Source organism: Bacillus sp. 5B6 (assembly GCF_000259405.1).
Lineage (GTDB): Bacteria > Bacillota > Bacilli > Bacillales > Bacillaceae > Bacillus > Bacillus velezensis.
On the sequence record NZ_AJST01000001.1, the window covers coordinates 1,443,049 to 1,464,123 of the forward strand.

Genomic DNA, 21,075 nt, shown 5'->3' on the forward strand with positions numbered 1-21,075 from the left:
AAAATGGCGAAACGTGATCAGAACAAGCTTACAGGAAAACAAAAAGCAGCCATCCTCATGATTTCCTTAGGCCTTGATGTATCAGCTTCTGTATACAAGCATTTGTCTGAAGAAGAAATTGAAAGATTGACACTCGAGATTTCGGGAGTCAGAAGCGTCGATCATCAAAGAAAAGATGAAATCATTGAAGAATTTCATAATATCGCAATCGCTCAGGACTATATTTCACAAGGCGGTTTAAATTACGCCCGCCAAGTGCTTGAAAAAGCGCTCGGAGAAGACAAAGCGGTAAGCATTTTAAACAGGCTCACCTCTTCTTTGCAGGTAAAGCCGTTTGATTTTGCGAGAAAAGCGGAGCCCGAACAGATTTTAAATTTTATTCAGCAGGAACATCCGCAAACGATGGCGCTGATTTTATCCTACCTTGACCCGGTGCAGGCCGGACAGATTTTGTCTGAGCTGAACCCGGACGTTCAGGCTGAGGTGGCAAGAAGGATTGCGGTTATGGACAGAACGTCTCCTGAAATCATAAATGAAGTGGAGCGGGTCCTTGAACAAAAGCTGTCCTCCTCCTTTACGCAGGATTATACGCAGACTGGCGGCATAGAAGCCGTTGTTGAAGTGTTAAACGGCGTAGACAGAGGAACGGAAAAAACGATCCTTGATTCATTAGAAATCCAAGATCCTGAGTTGGCGGATGAAATCAAAAAACGGATGTTTGTCTTTGAAGATATTGTCACCCTTGATAACCGTGCGATTCAGCGCGTGATCAGAGACGTTGAAAACGACGACCTCCTGCTTTCATTGAAGGTTGCGAGCGAGGAAGTCAAAGAAATCGTCTTCAGCAATATGTCACAGCGTATGGTTGAAACGTTTAAAGAGGAAATGGAGATTATGGGGCCTGTGCGTTTGCGTGATGTGGAAGAGGCGCAATCAAGAATCGTGGGCGTCGTCCGCAAGCTGGAAGAAGCCGGTGAAATTGTAATCGCGCGAGGCGGAGGAGACGATATTATTGTCTAATATCATTAAACAGCAATCATCATTTTCTCCTGAACAAAAACGGCGCAAGCTTTCCTTGCAGGAAATCAGGAAAACACATTCCCAGCCAGACCGGGAGGAACCCGAAAATCCAGAGGCTCTCATGGCTTTTGCCAAAGCAGAAGCCGACAGGGTGTCTGAAGAAGCGAAAAATCAATTTGAGCACACTCTTCGGCAGATTGAAGAAGAGAAAAACCGCTGGGCGGAAGAAAAACAAAGATTGATAGAAGAAGCAAAGGCAGAAGGATATGAAGAAGGCATGGCATTGGGAAAAGCCGAGGCTCAAACTGAATACGCTAATCTCATCAGCCGGGCCAATGCCGTTATGGAAATGGCGAGACAGTCAGTCGAGGAAAAACTGGAAAGCGCTGAGGAAGAAATTATTGAGCTTTCCGTTGCGCTCGCTAAAAAAGTATGGCGGCAAAAAAGTGATGATAAAGAGGCTTTCCTTCTGCTGGTCAAACAGGTAGTAGCCGAAGTAAAAGATTATGATGACATCTCCATCTATGTGGACCCTGAATATTATGAGACGGTTCATCAGCATATGGACGAAATTCAGCAGCTGTTATACAAAGAATGCAGATTAAGCTTATATGCCGATGAAAAAGCCGCGAAGGGAACGTGCTCGATAGAAACTCCGTTCGGACGTGTTGATGCAGGCATAGACACCCAGCTGATGCAATTAAAGCAAAAACTTTTAACGGCGCTTGAGGCGGGAGCGGAGCAATGAAGACACAGTATTTAATAGACTCAATTGAAACAGCGGATCCGTACAAACGCTACGGCAAGGTTAAACGGGTGATCGGGCTGATGATTGAATCAAAAGGGCCCGAAAGCTCAATCGGAGATGTTTGTCTCATTTATCCGAAAGGCCATGCGAAAAAAGCGATTAAAGCTGAGGTTGTAGGCTTCCAGGATGAAAACATTCTGTTAATGCCTTATCTGGAAGCGGCCAGCATCGCGCCGGGCAGCATTGTGGAGGCCACTGGCGAGTCGCTCCGCATCAAAGTAGGCGCGGGTTTAATCGGACAGGTTGTCGACGCGTTCGGCGAACCTCTTGACGGCCGGGCGCTTCCGAAAGGTTTGTCCCCCGTTTCGACGGAGCAGCCGCCGCCAAACCCGATGAAACGCCCGCCGATACGGGAAAAGATGGGTGTCGGCGTCAGATCGATTGACAGTCTGCTGACGGTAGGAAAAGGGCAGAGAATCGGGATTTTTGCCGGAAGCGGAGTCGGAAAAAGCACCCTGATGGGAATGATCGCGAAGCAGACTGAAGCTGATTTAAACATTATCGCACTCGTCGGTGAACGGGGGCGCGAGGTGCGTGAATTCATCGAGAAGGATTTAGGCGAAGAAGGCCTGAAACGCTCGATAGTCGTAGTCGCGACCTCTGATCAGCCTGCCTTAATGCGTTTGAAAGCGGCGTATACGGCCACCGCCATTGCAGAGTACTTCCGCGATAAAGGCCGGAATGTGATGTTCATGATGGACTCTGTCACGAGGGTCGCGATGGCTCAGCGGGAAATCGGCCTGGCAGCGGGAGAACCGCCGACAACAAAAGGATATACACCTTCTGTGTTCGCTATTTTGCCCCGTTTGCTGGAAAGAACGGGCGCGAATGAACAAGGAACGATAACCGCTTTTTATACGGTTCTCGTTGACGGAGATGACATGAACGAACCGATTGCCGATACGGTGCGCGGAATATTAGACGGGCATATTGTTCTCGATCGGGCGCTTGCCAACAAAGGGCAGTTCCCGGCCGTGAACATCCTGAAAAGCATCAGCAGGGTCATGTCTAATATTTCAGACACATCGCATATAGAGGCGGCCAACAAATTCCGCGATCTTCTGTCAACTTATCAAAACTCTGAAGATCTCATTAATATCGGAGCTTACAAAAGAGGATCATCAAGAGAAATTGATGAAGCGATTCAGTTTTATCCGCAGCTTATTCAATTTTTAAAACAAGGAACGGAAGAACCTGCTCAATTGGAAGACAGCATTGCGGCATTGACGAGTCTGACAGGAAAAGAGGAATAACATCGTGGCTTACCAATTCAGATTTCAAAAGCTGCTGGAATTAAAAGAAAATGAAAAAGACCAAACATTGACTGAATACAGACAATCGGTTTCTGAATTTGAGACAGTGGCTGAAAAACTATATGAAAATATGAGCAAAAAAGAATTGCTCGAACAAGACAAAGAATCAAAGCTGAAATGCGGGATGAGCGTTCAGGAAATGAGACATTATCAGCAATTCGTTTCCAATCTTGAGAACACCATCTATCATTATCAAAAGCTTGTCATCATGAAACGAAATGAAATGAATGAGAAGCAGGAACAGCTCACCGAAAAAAACATTGAAGTAAAGAAATTTGAAAAAATGCGGGAAAAACAATTTAATATGTTCGCACTTGAAGACAAAGCTGCAGAGATGAGGGAAATGGACGACATTTCAATCAAGCAGTTTATGATTCAGGGGCATTAGGAGCGAATGAAATGGCCGATAAAGAAAAGAGATCTGGAAAGTTCGGTTCAATCCTGCTTTTTATCATGATCCCGCTGATTTTTCTGATCATCGTCGCAAGCATCATCCTTTGGGCTGCCGGCGTTGATGTAATGAAGCCGATTCAGGAAACAGCCGCTAAAACGCCTGTTTTAAAAGAATTGGTTCCCGAAACGAAAGAAATGAAAAGCGCGGCGGAAAAGCAGAAGGAAGACAGAACGGCTTCTCTTGAAAAGACCATAAAGGAACAAAAAAGTGAAATTAACATTTTGAATAAAGATTTAGACACAAGCAAGTCCGAAATCGATAATCTGAATCAGAAAATCCGTTCACTGAAACAGGAAGCTGAACAACAGCAGAAAACGAAGACGGATGAAATGAAAAAAGACGCTTCGGAATCAGCCGGAAAAGATAAAATGATCAACATCTATAAAAGTATGGACAGCGGTAAAGCAGCAAGCATTATCGTAAAGCTGAAAGAAAAAGAAGCCCTCGATATTTTAAACGGATTAAGTAAAAAGCAGCTTGCTGAAATCTTGACGAAAATGACTCCTGAACAAGCGGCTAAATATACAGAAAAACTATCCGCTGACGGAAATAAGGAGTGATGTAAGTTGAAGCTGCTTGAATTAACGGGTAATCGTACGCAGACTGCGCAAAACAGCAATGTGAAGATGAATGTAAACAGCTTAGGTCTATTTCAGAACTGGCTCCTGTCGGAAATCACTTCTCCCCGGCAGCCCGGAGATGAAACAAAAACAAGTGACGCAGAGCTGAATGATGCCCTATCGAAGATCGGTGATTGGCTGAAAGCCGGCGCGGAAGATAAAGAATTGCAGCTAAAACAGCTGCTTGAGGCGGTAAAAGCTCTTGAAGGAAAGCAGACGGCTGAAACAGCTCTTCCTTTATTGAAACAGCTTGCCGAATCTATTGAAGACATGTTAGCGGGCAAACAGCATGGGGCGAAGCCTGAAACGGATGAGCCGGATTCTTCCGCAAAAGACGGGGATTCCGTCAAGGATGCGCTTGAGAAGGGTCTGCTTTTCATTCATGAAGCCGTATCCCAGCTCTTCACATCTCAGCAGGAACTGCCTGACAGCGCGCAGGCAAAGGCGGTTTACCAGGAAGGCGCCCGTTTATTAGAGGCATTGAAAAAACAAGGCGTTCCGGACCGCGTGATTCAAGACCTGCGGCAGACATTTTTTCCGAAAAACGAATCTGCATCTAAACTTTACTCCATGACAGCCGCTGAGCTGAAGAGCTTTCAAAGCGTCGCGGAGCAGCTTGCGGGCCTTTCTCAAAAGGGAACAAAGGAATGGGATATGGCTGAAACTGAGCTGAAAGCTTTTGTGTTATCTCAATCATCTGAATCATCCCAAGAGTCAGCCGGGAAAACAGAACAGCAAAACGGCGGCACGGTTTCTCACGCAAAGGCGCCTGACAGCAAATTGTCTGCACATATCCTGTTTTCGGGAACGAGAAGCCTTGCCGGCATTCAGCAAACGTCCGCAGGAGCTGAACAGCAGCCGGCAGAAAATAAACCGTTAACGGATCAGGTCATCAGCGGCTGGAAACAGATGAAATACACGCCTTTCGGAAAAACAACCGGAAGCTTTACGATTCGTCTTAATCCCGAGAACCTCGGATTTGTCACAATTAAGGTGACAAACGAAAACGGGATGTTTCAAAGCAAAATAATCGCATCCAGCCAGTCCGCGAAAGAGCTGCTGGAACAACATCTTCCTCAGCTGAAACAGTCGCTTCCGAATATGTCGGTCCAGGTCGACCGTTTTACAGTCCCGCTTCAAAGCGGGGATCAGCAGCCTGTTTACGGGCAGACGGCCGATCACAATAAACAGCAGCACCAAGGACAGAGAGAGCAGAAGAACCAGCAGCAGTCAGGCGATTTCGGAGATATGCTGGAGGAGCTTTCTCTCAATGAAATGGAGGAAGAATAGTTGACATCAGTAAACTCGGATTATGCCGCGGCGGGCGCTTCAACCACTTCAAGCGCGAAGAGCACCTCCGCAGTAAACAGCAGCACGAATTTAGGGAAAGACGAATTTCTGAAGATCTTAATGACACAGGTTCAAAACCAGGACCCGCTCAATCCGGTTGATGACAAAGAATTCATCAGCCAGATGGCGACATTTTCTTCATTGGAGCAAATGATGAATATGAATACGACGATGACTAAATTTGTAGAAAATCAAGATCCGTTTACGATGTATGTGAACTGGATCGGTAAAAATGTCACATTCAGCGACAGCGACGGGAAGGATCAGACAAGCCCGGTCAATTCAGTCAAGCATTCAAACGGCAATTACGTGCTCGTGCTTGAAAATGGCAAAGAGGTCAGTCCGTGGAATGTCACGGCCGTCAGCGAAACATCTAAATAAAAAGAAACCCAGGGGGAATTTAACATGTTACGTTCATTATATTCCGGTATCAGCGGCATGAAAAACTTTCAGACAAAACTAGATGTAATCGGCAATAACATCGCCAACGTCAACACAGTGGGATTTAAGAAAAGCCGCGTTACATTTAAAGATATGATCAGCCAGACAGTCGCCGGCGGTTCAAACGTGACCAATTCAAAACAAATCGGCTTGGGTGCCGCGACTTCTTCCATTGATGTTGTTCATTCAACCGGCGCCCCGCAGGCTACACAGAATAAAACCGACCTAGCCATTGACGGAGATGGCTACTTCCAGATTAATACAGGGGAGGGAGTTGTTTACACACGTGCAGGGAATTTCGGAAAGGACAATCAAGGGAACCTTGTTACGACTGACGGGTACTACCTTGAAAAAATCGGCGGCGGCAAAATCAATATTCCGACTGATGCGAAAGATTACAGCATCGGTGCAGACGGAACCGTTACATACACTGATGCAGGGGATGAGGTTCATGATGCCGGACAAATCGGTCTGGTCACGTTCCCTAACAGTGCCGGTCTGGAAAAAATCGGAGGCAACCTTTACAGAGAATCATTAAGTTCAGGAGCTGCGAGCGCAGTCACCACTCCGGGCGAAAACGGAACGGGTAAGCTTTTGGCAGGCTATCTTGAAATGTCAAACGTAGATCTGACAGATGAATTTACCGAAATGATCGTTGCTCAGCGCGGTTTCCAATCAAACTCAAAAATCATTACGACTTCAGATGAAATCCTTCAGGAGCTGGTTAATCTGAAACGGTAAGGAGGGAGGAGAGGCGGTTAGGCCGCTTCTCCGGATTGCATGATTCAAGTCACCCGTTTAAACGGCCAGCCTTTTACGCTGAACGCGCTGTTTATCGAACAGATTGAGTGCTTCCCCGACACGACGATTACACTGTCCAACGGCAAAAAGTTCGTAGTGAAAGAACCGGAAGAAGCAGTTCTCAAAAAAGTCATATCGTTTTACCATAGCATACAAATATTTTCACTGGATCAGGGAATAGAGGAAGAAGAATGAAGAAAAAATTAGTCATCATTTTGCTGATTATTTTAATTGTCATCGCCGGCCTCGGAACGGCAGCATATTTTGTCGTCAGCGGAAATTCCGACAAAGATAAAAAACCGACAATTGACGAAGTCGTTGCAGCCACTGTGTCTGTCGACGATATCACGACAAACTTAAAGTCTGACAGCATCATCCGTATCGGCATCAAGCTTGAAACCGACTCGGCTAAAGCGAAGGAAGAACTTGAAAAACGCGATTTTCAGGTGAAAGACAACATCATTTCCATTTTAGCCGACACAAGCGCCGGAGAGATTGAGGGAGATAAAGGAAGAGAAGCGTTTAAACAATCATTAAAAGAGAAAGTAAACAGCTATCTCCAAGAAGGAAAAGTTCAGAAAGTGTACATTACCTCCTTTAATCTGCAATAAAAACAAATTTGACAGAATACGGAGGTGAAGAAAATGTCAGGAGAAGTTCTCTCCCAAAATGAAATAGACGCACTGCTTTCCGCCATTTCCACGGGTGAGGCGGATGCGGAAGAGCTGAAAAAAGAAGTTAAAGAGAAAAAAGTAAAGGTATATGATTTTAAACGGGCTCTCAGATTCTCGAAAGATCAGATACGCAGTCTAACCCGGATACATGATAACTTTGCGAGGCTTCTCACAACACACTTTTCCGCCAAGCTCAGAACGTATATTCATATATCCGTCAGCTCAGTTGATCAGGTGCCGTATGAAGAATTTATCCGTTCCATACCGAACATGACGATTTTAAATTTATTCGATGTTCATCCGATGGAAGGCAGAATCATGATGGAGGTTAATCCCACCATCGCATACGCAATGCTTGACCGCGTCATGGGAGGCATCGGCATCACTCATAACAAAGCTGACAGCCTTACGGAAATTGAAACGAATATTATTTCTAACTTATTTGAAAATGCACTGGGCAACTACAAAGAAGCTTGGCAATCGATTGCTGATATTGACCCTGAAATGACTGAATTTGAAGTGAATCCTCAGTTTGTACAGATGGTTTCCCCAAATGAAACAGTCGTTGTCATTTCTCTCAATACACAGATAGGTGAAATCAGCGGTGTCATTAATCTTTGTATTCCCCATGTCGTACTTGAGCCGATTATCCCTAAGCTTTCCGTACATTATTGGATGCAATCAGACCGGAATGAAGCGAAGCCCGAAGAAACGAAGTTGCTTGAAAAGCGCATCATGACGGCTCAAATTCCCGTTGTGGCTCTCTTGGGCGCTTCTGAACTGACAATAGAAGAATTTTTAAGTTTGGAAGTCGGGGACTGTATAACTCTGGACAAATCAGTGACTGATCCTCTTACTGTATTGGTCGGAAACAAACCGAAGTTTTTAGGGCAGGCCGGCCGGGTGAATCGAAGACAGGCAGTGCAAATTTTAGATCACGACATAAGAGGTGAACAAGATGAACAATAGATTATCTCAAGATGAAATCGATGCTCTTCTTAACGGCACAAACAGTCAATCAGAGGATACAGAACAGCCTCAAGGGGCGAACTTGTCTGAACTTGAGCGCGATGCGATCGGAGAAATCGGGAATATTTCGTTCGGCAGCTCGGCTACGGCGCTGTCCACTCTTTTAAATCAAAAAGTGGACATTACGACGCCGAGTGTGACCGTCATTTCAAAAAGCAAAATCAGTGATGAATTTCCTCATCCGTATGTTGCCATTGAAGTGAACTACACAGAAGGCTTTGACGGCAGCAATTTGCTCGTCGTCGAACAAAGCGACGCGGCCATCATCGCGGATTTGATGATCGGAGGGGACGGCCGGGGCGCCGATCCGTCACTCGGTGAAATCCACCTGAGCGCCGTGCAGGAAGCAATGAATCAAATGATGGGCTCGGCTGCTACGTCAATGTCGACCGTGTTCAGTAAAAAGATTGACATTTCTCCGCCAAGGGTTGAACTTCTGGATGTGACGGAAGAAAAAGGGACCGACAGAATACCTGAGGATGACCTGCTCGTAAAAGTGTCATTCCGTTTGAAAGTCGGCGAATTAATCGATTCGAGCATCATGCAGCTTTATCCGATTACGTTTGCGAAAGATCTGATCGCAGACCTGATGACTGCAGACCAGCATGAGTCAGAGGCCGCAGAAACCGTATCAGAACCTCAGCAAACATACGAAACGCCGCAGCCGGAACCTGCCATGCAGCCGGAGCCGCAGGGAAAACCCGAGCTTCCGAAGAGACAGGGAACCGCCAAAAAAGCTGCTCCTGTTCAAGTTGCTCCGGTAGAATTCCAGGCGTTTGATCATAACGAAGCGGCGCAAGGATCAAGGAATAACCTTGATATGCTGATGGATATTCCGCTTTCCGTTACGGTTGAGCTCGGCAGAACGAAGAGAAGCGTCAAAGAAATCCTTGAACTTTCTGCGGGAAGCATTATTGAGCTTGACAAGCTGGCTGGTGAACCTGTTGACATCCTGGTCAACCAGCGGATCGTGGCAAAGGGCGAGGTCGTTGTCATAGAAGAAAACTTCGGCGTGAGAGTCACTGATATTTTAAGTCAGGCAGACCGCCTTAACAATTTAAAATAAGCGAACATAGAGGAGAGAAACAGATTATGGCACACAGAATTTTAATTGTAGACGATGCAGCATTTATGAGAATGATGATCAAGGATATTTTAGTGAAGAACGGTTTTGACGTTGTAGCTGAAGCTTCAGACGGAGCGCAGGCAGTCGAAAAATTCAAAGAGCATTCCCCCGACCTAGTGACAATGGATATTACAATGCCTGAAATGGACGGGATTACAGCTTTAAAGGAAATTAAACAAATCGATCCGCAGGCGAAAATCATCATGTGTTCGGCTATGGGTCAGCAGTCAATGGTTATTGACGCGATTCAAGCCGGCGCAAAAGACTTTATCGTGAAACCGTTCCAAGCGGACCGCGTGCTTGAAGCCATTAATAAAACATTAAGCTAAAGGGTGTACGACTGTTGAAAAAGAGTCATGGTTTACTAGCTTTGATTTGTTGTTTCGTTTTACTCAATGTACATCCGTTCCCTGCTTTTGCGGCGGAGTCTGACAATTCCACCGTCAATGAATGGTTTGACAAACAATCAACAAACAAAACAGAGAAAAAAAGCGATACATCGAAACAAACGGCTGATCAAGAGATAGGGGATGCTTCTGCATCTTCTGTCTCCGCTTTTGATTTTGTAAAGATGATTGGGGCGTTATTATTTGTCATTCTGCTGATCTATGGATTTGTCAAACTGATGAATAGAAGAAACCGTCTGCTGAAGCCGTTTCAATATGTAGAAAATATTGGCGGAACGTCAGTCGGCCAAAACCGTTCCGTGCAGCTGATTAAAGTGGGAAACAGCGTTCTCGTAGTCGGTGTGGGCGAAACGATACAGCTTTTAAAAGAAATTGAAGATGAAAAAGAGCGCGAGGCGATTCTGAGCCAATACGAAGAGTCGATGTCTTCAAAAGTGGAATGGACCAAGCTCGTAAATCCGCGTAAGGATGGAGAAAAAAAGCCGCAAACGATGCTTCCGTCGTTTTCGAAAGCGCTGAAAGAACAGCTGAACGAGCTGAAACAAAGCCGTTCTGAAGGAAAGAAGAAAGGCCCTTATCATCATGAATGAATTTATTAATCTTTTTAATTCAAGCAGTCCGACCGAAGTCAGCTCCACTGTTAAATTACTGCTGCTATTGACTGTCTTTTCAGTGGCGCCGGGGATTCTGATTTTGATGACCTGCTTTACGAGAATCGTCATCGTCCTGTCTTTTGTAAGAACCTCACTGGCGACGCAGAACATGCCTCCCAACCAGGTTTTAATCGGCCTTGCGCTGTTCTTGACGTTTTTTATTATGGCGCCGACTTTTTCAGAGATTAATAAGGAAGCCTTAACGCCGCTGATGGACAACAAAATCAGTCTCGATGAAGCATATACAAAAGCCGAGAAGCCGATTAAAGAGTATATGAGCAAGCATACAAGGCAGAAGGATCTGGCGCTGTTTATGAACTATGCCAAAATGAAAAAACCTGAATCGATTCAGGATATTCCTTTGACGACGATGGTGCCCGCTTATGCGATATCAGAACTCAAAACCGCTTTTCAAATGGGCTTTATGATTTTTATTCCGTTTTTAATTATCGATATGGTCGTGGCGAGCGTCTTAATGTCAATGGGAATGATGATGCTACCGCCGGTTATGATCTCTCTGCCCTTTAAAATATTGCTTTTCGTTTTGGTCGATGGATGGTATTTAATCGTGAAATCTTTGCTTGACAGCTTTTAGGGTAGGTGCTAATTGTGAGTTCAGAATTTGTAATTTCCATGGCGGAAAAAGCCGTATATGTAACACTAATGATCAGCGGGCCGCTGCTTGCGATCGCGCTGATCGTCGGTTTGCTCGTCAGTATCTTTCAAGCGACAACTCAAATCCAGGAACAGACGCTTGCGTTCATTCCGAAAATCGTGGCGGTGATGCTTGGACTGATCTTTTTCGGTCCTTGGATGCTATCGACGATTCTTTCGTTCACAACTGATCTGTTCTCTCATCTGAACCGATTTGCAGGGTAGAATCAAATGAATTCCATCATTGATTTATTTCCCGCTTTTTTATTGGTCTTTATCAGAATCTCTGCTTTTTTTGTAACGGTGCCGGTGTTCGGACATCGGAATCTGCCGGCGGTTCACCGAATCGGCTTTGCTTTTTTTCTTTCGGTGATCTGCTTCATCACGCTGAAACATGCGCCGGAAATAGAAATAGGGGAACAGTATATGCTGCTTGTCATAAAAGAGGCCGTTGTGGGCTTGAGCCTCGGGCTGATTGCTTTCATGATGATGACAGCCATTCAGATAGCGGGTTCCTTTATTGATTTTCAGATGGGCTTTTCCATCGCCAATGTCATTGATCCGCAATCAGGAACGCAAAGCCCGCTAATCGGACAATTCGTTTATACGCTGGCGCTGTTATTTATGCTCAGCGTAAACGCCCATTATCTTTTATTGGACGGGATTTATTACAGCTTTCAGTATATCCCGCTTGATCAGGCATTTCCGTCGTTTGGAAATGATCACTTTGGACTTTTTATCGCAAAAAGCTTCAATGCCATGTTTATTATCGCTTTTCAAATGTCTGCGCCGGTTGTGGCCAGTCTGTTTTTAGTTGATTTGGCGCTCGGTATTGTGGCGAGAACGGTGCCGCAGCTGAATGTTTTCGTTGTCGGGCTTCCTCTGAAAATAGCCGTGAGCTTTATTATGCTGATCGTTTGTATGGCGGTGATGTTTGTCGTTGTCCGCAACATCTTCAGCCTTACCGTTGAAACCATGCGGAATCTATTGGCATTGGTCGGTGTGACATGATGAGACTCAGACTGAATCTGCAATTCTTTGCCGGTGAAAAAACGGAGAAAGCCACTCCGAAAAAACGGAAGGATACAAGAAAGAAAGGACAGGTCGCGAAAAGTACGGATGTGAATACAGCCGTTTCTTTACTGATTATCTTTCTTTCGCTGATCGCGATCGGTCCTTATATGCGGGACAGGCTGCTGTCCTTTATTAAAACGTTTTATACGAAATCGATATCATTACATCTGTCAGCATCTGCCGTGCATGAACTGTTCGTGGATACGGTGAAAGATATCAGCCTCATCCTCGCGCCGGTTATGCTGGTCGCACTTGTGGCAGGTGTCGTGAGCAATTACATGCAGGTGGGTTTTCTGTTTTCTGCGGAAGTCCTCAAGCCTGACTTGAATAAGCTCAGCCCGCTGAAAGGATTTAAGCGGATTTACAGCATGAGGGCGATTGTTGAACTGGTCAAATCCATTTTGAAGATTACCGTGGTCGGTTTTGCCGCCTTTATGGTGCTCTGGATTCATTATGGCGATATTCTCCGCCTTCCGCTTTTAACGCCTGCGGAAGTGCTCACTTTCGTTTCTAAGCTCACGCTTTGGATGGGGCTTGCGGGATCAGGGGCTTTAATGCTGCTGGCCGGGCTTGATTATTTATATCAGCGTTTTGACTATGAGAAAAATATCAGAATGTCAAAGCAGGATATAAAAGATGAATACAAAAAATCGGAGGGTGATCCGATTATCAAGTCCAAAATTAAGCAGAAGCAGCGGGAAATGGCGATGAGGCGGATGATGCAGGAAGTGCCGAAAGCGGATGTCATCATTACCAACCCGACCCATTATGCGATAGCTTTAAAATATGATGAAAAGAAAATGGACGCCCCTTACATTGTTGCCAAAGGGGTCGACCATCTCGCATTAAAAATCAGGCAGATCGCCAAAGAACACGATGTCATGACGATTGAAAACAGACCGCTCGCGCGTGCGTTATATGATCAGGTTGACATTGACCAGGCTGTGCCGGAAGAGTTTTTTAAAGTCATTGCGGAAATTTTGGCTTATGTATATAAAACGAAACAAAAAGTATAGTGAATTTCAGATTCAAAAGGAGAGAAAAACAGCATGTCAACAAGAGATTTATCGGTTTTAATAAGTGTTGTCCTCATTGTGGCAATGCTGGTGATTCCATTCCCTCCATGGTTGTTAAGTATTTTGATCATCATTAATATCTCTCTTGCGTTGATCGTGCTTCTCACCACAATGAATATGCAAGAACCGCTGCAATTCTCGATATTCCCGTCATTGCTGCTGTTATTGACGCTGTTTCGGCTTTCGCTCAATGTGTCGACGACACGTTCGATTCTTTCTCACGGAGAAGGGGGAAAGGTTGTTGAGACATTCGGGAATTTCGTTGTCGGCGGAAATGTGCTGGTAGGGCTTGTTGTCTTCATTATCTTGATTATTATTCAGTTTATCGTCATTACAAAAGGCGCCGAGCGGGTATCGGAAGTAGCGGCGAGATTTACGCTCGATGCGATGCCCGGAAAGCAAATGAGTATTGACGCGGATTTAAATGCCGGCATGATTACGGAGCATGATGCAAAGCACAGACGTGAAAAAGTCGCCCGGGAAGCGGACTTTTACGGCGCCATGGACGGTGCGAGCAAATTCGTCAAAGGGGATGCCATCGCGGGGATCATCATCGTGATGATCAATATTATTTTCGGAATCGTAATCGGCATGCTGCAGCAGGGGATGAGCATACAAGAAGCTGCGTCTCACTTTACAATGCTGACGGTCGGTGACGGTATCGTTTCTCAAATGCCGGCCTTGCTCATTTCAACGGCTACGGGGATTGTCGTGACGAGAGCGGCATCTGAAGGAAACCTCGGTCATGATATTACAGGTCAGCTGTTTGCTTATCCGAAGCTCTTGTATGTAGCCGCGGGGACTGTGCTTTTGCTCGGTCTTCTTACACCGATCGGCATTCTGCTGACGGGGCCGATCGCCGGTCTGCTTGCATTCGGCGCTTACATGCTGTCCAAAGCGGATAAGCCGAGCGAAGAAGAGGAAGAAATTCTTGAAGAAGAGGCTCAGGCGGATGAACTGAAAAGCCCGGAAAGCGTTGTGCAGCTTTTACATATTGATCCGATTGAATTTGAGTTCGGATACGGACTCGTGCCGCTTGCAGACGCGGGGCAGGGCGGTGATCTTCTTGACCGCATCGTCATGATCAGACGTCAGCTTGCGCTTGAATTGGGACTTGTCATTCCGGTTGTGCGCATCAGGGATAACATCGCGCTCCAGCCGAATGAATACAGATTGAAAATTAAAGGCAATGAAGTCGCTAAAGGAGAGCTCCTGCTGGATCATTACTTAGCGATGTCACCGACGCCTGAAGATGACGTCATTGAAGGAATTGAAACGATAGAGCCGTCGTTCGGACTTCCCGCAAAATGGATCAGCGAAGCTGCAAAAGATGAAGCGGACATGCTGGGATATACAGTTGTTGATCCGGCGTCAGTCGTATCTACGCATATTACAGAAAAAATTAAGCAGCATGCCCATGAACTGGTCGGCAGACAGGAAACAAAACAGCTGATCGATCATCTGAAGGAAAATTATCCTGTGCTTGTTGAGGAAGTCACGCCAAACCCTCTTTCTGTCGGCGATATTCAAAAGGTGCTTGCCAAATTGCTGAGAGAAAAAGTTTCAATCAGAAACTTGGTGACCATTTTTGAAACTCTTGCCGATTATGGAAGATTAACGACAGATTCAGACCTTTTGACAGAATACGCGAGACAGTCGCTTGCCAAACAAATCACGGCACAATATGCGAGAGAGCATGAAACGCTGAAGGTCATCACATGCTCAGGCCGGGTGGAAAAAGCGATTGCAGACGGGGTACAGCAGACTGAACAGGGCAATTACCTGTCACTCGACCCTGAGGTTTCAGACAGCATCATCCGTTCTGTTGCTAAAGAAGCCGAGCAGCTTTCCATCCGACAGGAGTCGGCGATTCTTCTTTGCTCGCCTGCTGTCAGAATGTATGTTAAACAGCTGTTAGAACGCTATTTCCCTGATCTTCCGGTTCTTTCTTATAATGAGCTGGAAGCAAATGTTGAAGTACAGAGCATTGGAGTGGTGGATATTTAATGAAAATAAAAAAATTTACAGCCGCTTCAATGCAGGATGCCGCGAAGCAAATCAAAAAGGAACTCGGCAATGATGCCGTTATTTTACATTCCAAACAAGTAAAGAAACGAAAATGGCTGGGGCTGCGGTCGCAGCAGGCCGTCGAAGTGATAGCGGTTTTAGATCGTGACGTCAGGGAAGCGAGAAAAACGCCGCCGGCTGCCGCTGAAGAAATGAAAAAGACGGAAACGGCGGAGAAAACTGAGCCTGTTCAGCCGCCGCGTCTTCCGGATCAAAGCATTTCCGGCGAACTGGCGCATTTTAAAGAGGTGCTCCCTGAACCATTAAAAAAAGCCGAGAGACTATTGAAGCAAGCCGGGCTTCCTGATCATACGCAAAACGCCGTACTCAGTGAATTGCTCCGTTCTTCAATTGTTTCCGGAGATTTAACTGAAGATAATGTCAGCTCAAAACTGCAGGATTTGTTACTGAAAAAACTCCCTTCGGCAGACAGGTGGCAGGAAGGGATTCAATCAAAATACGTGGTGCTTTTCGGTTCAACCGGGGCCGGCAAAACGACTACACTTGCGAAACTCGCGGCCTCATCAATGCTGACAGAGCATAAAAAAATTGCCTTTATGACGACGGATACTTACCGGATTGCCGCGGTCGAGCAGCTGAAGACATATGCGGAGCTGCTTCAGGCTCCTCTTGAAGTATGCTATTCAAAGGAAGAATGTCTGAAGGCACTGGAAAAATTCGCTGAATATGACCATGTTTTCATTGATACAGCCGGTAGAAACTTTAAAGAAGAGCAGTATATTACGGAATTACAAGAGATGATTCCGTTTGAATCAGGCTTACAATCCTTTCTCGTATTATCGGCATCTGCAAAATATGAAGATATGAAACAGGTGCTGAAACAGTTTTCAGGTGTGCCGGTCAATCAATTCATTTTCACGAAAACGGATGAAACCGCCTCACTCGGCTCCGTGTTTCAAGTGCTGTCGGAATCAAGAATCGGCGCCGCCTATTTGACAAATGGACAGGATGTGCCTGAAGACATCCTATCGGCTTCACCAAAAGAGTTTGTAAGGATGCTTTTGACATGAAACCCGATCAGGCAGAGTCATTAAGAAGGAAAATGAGAGAGCGGCAAATGATCAAGCCGGAGCTTTATGAGAAAAAAGCGAAGACATTAGCCGTCATCAGCGGTAAAGGCGGCGTCGGAAAATCTAATTTAACATTAAACATGGCAGTTGCCCTGCAGGAAAAAGGAAAAAAAGCACTCATCATTGATCTTGACATCGGAATGGGCAACATTGATGTGCTGATCGGCGCTGCTTCTTCCCGCACCATTATTGATGTGATGGAGAATCGGCACGCGTTGGCTCAATCACTTTCCTCCGGTCCGAAAGGCCTTCGCTACATATCCGGCGGAACGGGGCTTGAGGCGATCTATCAAGCAGACGGAGAGAAGTGGACGGCTTTTATGAATGGTCTTTCCGCTGTATTAAGCGATTTTGATTACGTTCTGTTTGATATGGGAGCGGGCCTTTCAAAAGAACAGCTGCCGTTTATTTTATCGGCGGAAGACATTCTCGCCGTGACAACGCCTGAGCCGACGGCCATTATGGATGCCTACAGCGCGATCAAACATCTTTTGCTCGCGGATGAACGGCTGACCGTAAACATTGCCGTCAATCGCGCCCGCGCCCAAAAACAGGCGCTGGACACGTACAACCGCCTTTCTCATGCGATTCACACGTTTTTAGGCGCAGGGGTGCGTTTCGCCGGCTCCATACCCGATGACCCGCTAGTAAGTCAAGCCGTCATTGACCAGGTGCCTTTTTTAATAAAAAGTCCTCAAGCAAAAGCCAGCAGGTCCGTCCGTCTTCTGACGGATGTCTTGTTTCAAACGGAAGAAAACAAACCAAGAGAAGAGAAACCGGCATTTATTGAGAGATTATCTTCTTTTTTATTGAGGAGGACTTTACAGTGATTCGTGTGCTTGTCGTTGATGACTCAGCTTTTATGAGAAAAATGATTACCGATTTTCTGGCTGCGGAAGTGCAGATAGAAGTCATCGGGACAGCCAGAAACGGGGAAGAGGCGCTGAAGAAAATAGAGCTTCTTAAACCGGATGTTGTCACGCTTGATATTGAAATGCCGGTCATGAACGGAACGGATACATTGCGGAAGATCATCAGCATATATAAACTTCCCGTAATCATGGTATCGAGCCAGACACAGCAAGGGAAGGACCGAACGATCAACTGTCTGGAAATGGGCGCTTTTGATTTTATCACCAAGCCTTCCGGAGCGATTTCACTTGATCTTTATAAAATTAAAGAGCAGCTGATTGAGAGGGTGATTGCAGCCGGGCTGTCCCGCGCACAAAAACCTGAGGCGGCAGTGAAAGAGTCTTCTATCCCGGAACGTCCGGCTTTGGCGGGATTTGAAAGACCGAAAGTAAAATCCGCCAAGCAGGCCGTATTCATCGCGACCTCTACAGGCGGACCGCGGGCTCTGCAAAAGGTGATTCCGAAACTGCCGAAGGATTTAAAGGCGCCTGTATTTGTCGTTCAGCACATGCCTGAAGGCTTCACCGCTTCACTTGCAGACAGACTCAACCATTTGTCAGATATTCAGGTCAAAGAAGCGGAAAACGGTGAAGAAGCGAAAGACGGATGGGTGTACATCGCGCCCGGCGGAAAAAATATGACGGTTGCAGAGGAAGGCGGAAGGCTCCGCATCATTCTTGACGTTCATGATACGGAAAGCCGGCATAAACCGTCAGCCGATTATTTGTTTCGGTCGGCAAGCCGCTTATCCGATTACGAAAAGGTAGCCGTCATTATGACAGGCATGGGCAGCGACGGAACCGAGGGCGTAAAAGAAATGCTCAGAACAGGCGGCGTTAAAACGATTGCGGAATCGGACGAATCCTGTGTTGTGTTCGGAATGCCGAAGTCAGCGATAAAGGCGGGCCTCATTCATGAGATTAAACATGTGGAAGATATCGCGGCATCCATCACCGGATGTGTGAAAAAAGAGAGGGTGTGAATCAATTGGATATGAATCAATATTTAGATGTCTTTATTGATGAAAGTAAAGAGCACTTACAGACATGTAACGAAAAGCTGCTGCTGTTGGAAAAAGATCCGGCAGACCTTCAGCTTGTGCATGACATCTTCAGAGCTGCCCATACGCTGAAAGGCATGAGCGCAACGATGGGATATACAGATCTGGCGCATTTAACCCACCTGATGGAAAATGTGCTGGACGCTATCCGCAATGGAGAAATGCCCGTTACATCGGATTGGCTGGACGTGCTGTTTGAAGCGCTTGATCATCTTGAAGAGATGGTGCAGTCCATTATTGACGGTGGAGACGGCAAACGTGATATTTCTGAAGTGAGTGCGAAGCTCGACGTAAATGCGGTGCATGAGACTGCGGCTTCAGCCGAAACAGCAGAACCGCCGGCTTCAAAACAACAGGCTTCAACTGAATGGAATTATGATGAGTTCGAACGGACTGTTATTGAAGAGGCGGAAGAGCAAGGATTCAGCCGCTATGAAATAATGGTTTCCCTGAATGAAAGCTGCATGCTCAAAGCCGTGCGCGTGTACATGATATTTGAAAAGCTGAATGAAGCCGGGGAAGTCGCAAAAACGATACCCGCCGCGGAAGTGCTTGAGACGGAAGATTTCGGAACGGATTTTCAGGTGTGTTTCTTGACAAAGCAGCCTGCTGAAGAAATTAAAGAACTCATCAGCGGCATTTCAGAAGTGGAGAATGTCGAAATTTCTGCCGGGGCGCCGTTAAAAACGGCCGAAAAACCGCAAGCAGCTGAATCGGTGAAGGAAACTCCGGTTAAAAAGGCTGAGAAACAGCCTAAGCCGCAAGCGAAAACGGAAGAACAGCCGAAGCATCACAGCGGCTCGAAAACGATTCGCGTCAACATTGAAAGACTGGATTCTTCAATGAACCTTTTTGAAGAACTTGTCATTGACCGCGGACGTCTTGAGCAGATCGCCAAGGAGCTTGACCACAATGAGCTGACTGAAACCGTTGAACGCCTGACCAGAATCTCGGGCGACCTTCAGTCTATTATTCTTAATATGCGGATGGTGCCGGTAGAAACCGTCTTTAATCGTTTCCCGAGAATGATCCGCCAGCTTCAAAAGGAATTAAACAAGAAGATCGAATTGTCCATCATCGGAGCTGAAACGGAGCTGGACCGCACGGTGATTGATGAAATCGGCGATCCGCTTGTCCATTTAATCAGAAACAGCATCGATCACGGCATTGAATCGCCTGAAGTGCGGGTGAATAAAGGAAAACCGGAATCTGGCCATGTCGTGCTTAAGGCATATCACAGCGGCAACCACGTCTTTATTGAGGTTGAAGATGACGGGGCCGGCCTGAACAGAAAGAAAATTCTTGAAAAAGCGCTCGAGCGGAGTGTAATCACCGAACGTGATGCTGAAACGCTTGAAGATAATGAGATTTACGAGCTTATTTTTGCTCCGGGCTTCTCGACTGCCGATCAAATTTCTGACATTTCAGGGCGGGGCGTCGGCCTGGATGTCGTAAAAAATAAACTCGAATCACTCGGCGGCTCTGTCAGTGTCAAATCCGCGGAAGGCCAAGGTTCTCTTTTCAGTATCCAGCTTCCGCTGACACTTTCAATTATATCCGTTCTTCTCATTAAACTGGAAGAGGAGACGTTTGCGATACCGATTTCTTCTATTATAGAGACGGCTGTTATTGATAAGAAAGATATCCTGCAGACGCATGACAGAGAAGTGATTGATTTCAGAGGCCAAATCGTTCCGATCGTCTATCTGAAAAAAGAATTCGGCATTACGGATTCAAAACAGGATGCCGATCAGTTCCATGTAATCGTTGTGAAAAAGGGCGATAAATCCACTGCTTTTGTCGTGGACTCTTTTATCGGACAGCAGGAAGTCGTACTGAAATCACTCGGCGACTATTTAACGAACGTCTTTGCGATTTCCGGCGCTACGATTCTCGGAAACGGAGAAGTGGCGCTGATTATTGATTGCAATGCGCTGATCTACTAAAACGACACGAGGAGGTGCCCGAATGACTGCTGAAATCAAAACAGGTGAAAAAATGATTGTGTTTATGATAAACGGGAAAGAATACGCTATCTCAGTTTCCCAGGTGAAATCAATTGAAAAGTGGCAAAAGCCGACGAGGGTCCCGGGTGTGGAATCTTATATCCGCGGCGTTATCAATCTGCGCGGAGTGATTACCCCGGTTCTTGATTTAAGAAAACGTCTGAATCAGCCTGAACAGGACATCACAGAAGAGACTCGGATTATCATCATTTCTTACCGTGACGCTGATGTCGGATGGGTCGTGGATGAGGCCAATGACGTCATCACCGTGCATGAAAATGAAATCGAATCCGCGCCTGAAAGCCAGACAAAGGAAACGGATGTGTGGATTAAACAGATCGTTAAGCAAGATAACAGGCTCCTCAATATTATCGATGCGCATGCGGTACTGGATAAAGGTGCTTCGGCATCTGCGTCCGGAGAGCCTAATGCTTAAAGG

24 protein-coding genes are annotated in these 21,075 nt (G+C 46.1%); all 24 read left to right on the forward strand.

The annotated features are described in order from the left end of the window. The first annotated feature begins 3 nt into the window (after window positions 1–3). Genes fliG through cheW form a run of 24 tightly spaced genes read left to right on the forward strand, consistent with a single transcriptional unit; the run spans window position 4 to window position 21,072 of the window. Window positions 4–1,020: a flagellar motor switch protein FliG gene (gene fliG, locus MY7_RS07020; RefSeq protein ID WP_003154256.1), complete on the forward strand. Its 1,017-nt coding sequence runs from the start codon at window positions 4–6 to the stop codon at window positions 1,018–1,020. Then, a complete protein-coding gene (gene fliH / locus MY7_RS07025) occupies window positions 1,013–1,768 on the forward strand; it encodes a flagellar assembly protein FliH (protein WP_007611429.1) in 756 nt (251 codons plus the stop codon). Before fliG ends, fliH begins: the two co-directional genes overlap by 8 nt. After that, entirely contained in the window at window positions 1,765–3,081 is a 1,317-nt protein-coding gene (fliI, locus tag MY7_RS07030) for a flagellar protein export ATPase FliI (protein WP_007611430.1), read from the forward strand. Before fliH ends, fliI begins: the two co-directional genes overlap by 4 nt. Window positions 3,082–3,085: 4 nt before the next feature. Then, on the forward strand, window positions 3,086–3,529 hold the full coding sequence (gene fliJ, locus MY7_RS07035; protein ID WP_007611431.1) for a flagellar export protein FliJ: 444 nt from the start codon (window positions 3,086–3,088) through the stop codon (window positions 3,527–3,529). Window positions 3,530–3,540: 11 nt separating this feature from the next. Next, window positions 3,541–4,155: a MotE family protein gene (locus tag MY7_RS07040; RefSeq protein ID WP_007611432.1), complete on the forward strand. Its 615-nt coding sequence runs from the start codon at window positions 3,541–3,543 to the stop codon at window positions 4,153–4,155. Window positions 4,156–4,161: 6 nt separating this feature from the next. Continuing rightward, window positions 4,162–5,505 carry a flagellar hook-length control protein FliK gene (locus tag MY7_RS07045; protein ID WP_007611433.1) on the forward strand — a complete coding sequence of 448 codons (1,344 nt, stop codon included), beginning with the start codon at window positions 4,162–4,164 and terminating at the stop codon, window positions 5,503–5,505. Next, entirely contained in the window at window positions 5,506–5,946 is a 441-nt protein-coding gene (gene flgD / locus MY7_RS07050; RefSeq protein WP_007409782.1) for a flagellar hook assembly protein FlgD, read from the forward strand. Between the two features lie 24 nt (window positions 5,947–5,970). Further along, complete coding sequence (gene flgG / locus MY7_RS07055) at window positions 5,971–6,747, forward strand: flagellar basal body rod protein FlgG (RefSeq protein WP_007611434.1); 777 nt, start codon at window positions 5,971–5,973, stop codon at window positions 6,745–6,747. A 39-nt stretch (window positions 6,748–6,786) separates the two neighbouring features. After that, window positions 6,787–7,002: a flagellar FlbD family protein gene (locus MY7_RS07060; protein ID WP_003154243.1), complete on the forward strand. Its 216-nt coding sequence runs from the start codon at window positions 6,787–6,789 to the stop codon at window positions 7,000–7,002. Continuing rightward, window positions 6,999–7,418, forward strand: coding sequence for a flagellar basal body-associated protein FliL (gene fliL / locus MY7_RS07065; RefSeq protein ID WP_007611437.1), 420 nt, complete (start codon window positions 6,999–7,001; stop codon window positions 7,416–7,418). Before MY7_RS07060 ends, fliL begins: the two co-directional genes overlap by 4 nt. Window positions 7,419–7,451: 33 nt before the next feature. Beyond that, entirely contained in the window at window positions 7,452–8,450 is a 999-nt protein-coding gene (gene fliM / locus MY7_RS07070; RefSeq protein ID WP_003154240.1) for a flagellar motor switch protein FliM, read from the forward strand. After that, on the forward strand, window positions 8,440–9,576 hold the full coding sequence (fliY, locus tag MY7_RS07075) for a flagellar motor switch phosphatase FliY (RefSeq protein ID WP_007611438.1): 1,137 nt from the start codon (window positions 8,440–8,442) through the stop codon (window positions 9,574–9,576). The genes fliM and fliY overlap by 11 nt, the downstream gene beginning before the upstream one ends. A 26-nt stretch (window positions 9,577–9,602) precedes the next feature. Continuing rightward, window positions 9,603–9,965, forward strand: coding sequence for a chemotaxis protein CheY (gene cheY, locus MY7_RS07080; protein ID WP_003154238.1), 363 nt, complete (start codon window positions 9,603–9,605; stop codon window positions 9,963–9,965). Window positions 9,966–9,979: 14 nt separating this feature from the next. Then, the gene (gene fliZ, locus MY7_RS07085) at window positions 9,980–10,633 is read left to right on the forward strand and encodes a flagella biosynthesis regulatory protein FliZ (RefSeq protein WP_003154237.1); all 654 of its coding nucleotides are present in this window, start codon (window positions 9,980–9,982) and stop codon (window positions 10,631–10,633) included. Next, on the forward strand, window positions 10,626–11,291 hold the full coding sequence (fliP, locus tag MY7_RS07090; protein ID WP_007409786.1) for a flagellar type III secretion system pore protein FliP: 666 nt from the start codon (window positions 10,626–10,628) through the stop codon (window positions 11,289–11,291). Before fliZ ends, fliP begins: the two co-directional genes overlap by 8 nt. Window positions 11,292–11,305: 14 nt before the next feature. Beyond that, on the forward strand, window positions 11,306–11,575 hold the full coding sequence (gene fliQ, locus MY7_RS07095; protein ID WP_003154234.1) for a flagellar biosynthesis protein FliQ: 270 nt from the start codon (window positions 11,306–11,308) through the stop codon (window positions 11,573–11,575). 6 nt (window positions 11,576–11,581) lie between these two features. Then, entirely contained in the window at window positions 11,582–12,361 is a 780-nt protein-coding gene (gene fliR, locus MY7_RS07100; RefSeq protein WP_007611440.1) for a flagellar biosynthetic protein FliR, read from the forward strand. Continuing rightward, a complete protein-coding gene (flhB, locus tag MY7_RS07105) occupies window positions 12,361–13,440 on the forward strand; it encodes a flagellar biosynthesis protein FlhB (protein ID WP_029325909.1) in 1,080 nt (359 codons plus the stop codon). Before fliR ends, flhB begins: the two co-directional genes overlap by 1 nt. A gap of 33 nt (window positions 13,441–13,473) precedes the next feature. After that, window positions 13,474–15,507: a flagellar biosynthesis protein FlhA gene (flhA, locus tag MY7_RS07110; protein WP_007611442.1), complete on the forward strand. Its 2,034-nt coding sequence runs from the start codon at window positions 13,474–13,476 to the stop codon at window positions 15,505–15,507. Further along, window positions 15,507–16,598, forward strand: coding sequence for a flagellar biosynthesis protein FlhF (flhF, locus tag MY7_RS07115; protein ID WP_007611443.1), 1,092 nt, complete (start codon window positions 15,507–15,509; stop codon window positions 16,596–16,598). The genes flhA and flhF overlap by 1 nt, the downstream gene beginning before the upstream one ends. Next, complete coding sequence (locus MY7_RS07120; RefSeq protein ID WP_007611445.1) at window positions 16,595–17,488, forward strand: MinD/ParA family protein; 894 nt, start codon at window positions 16,595–16,597, stop codon at window positions 17,486–17,488. The genes flhF and MY7_RS07120 overlap by 4 nt, the downstream gene beginning before the upstream one ends. After that, a complete protein-coding gene (locus MY7_RS07125; RefSeq protein ID WP_007611447.1) occupies window positions 17,485–18,552 on the forward strand; it encodes a protein-glutamate methylesterase/protein-glutamine glutaminase in 1,068 nt (355 codons plus the stop codon). The genes MY7_RS07120 and MY7_RS07125 overlap by 4 nt, the downstream gene beginning before the upstream one ends. Window positions 18,553–18,557: 5 nt before the next feature. Continuing rightward, window positions 18,558–20,576, forward strand: a complete 2,019-nt coding sequence (cheA, locus tag MY7_RS07130) for a chemotaxis protein CheA (protein WP_029325910.1) — start codon at window positions 18,558–18,560, stop codon at window positions 20,574–20,576. Between the two features lie 22 nt (window positions 20,577–20,598). Then, a complete protein-coding gene (gene cheW, locus MY7_RS07135; RefSeq protein ID WP_003154225.1) occupies window positions 20,599–21,072 on the forward strand; it encodes a chemotaxis protein CheW in 474 nt (157 codons plus the stop codon). Window positions 21,073–21,075 lie beyond the last annotated feature (3 nt).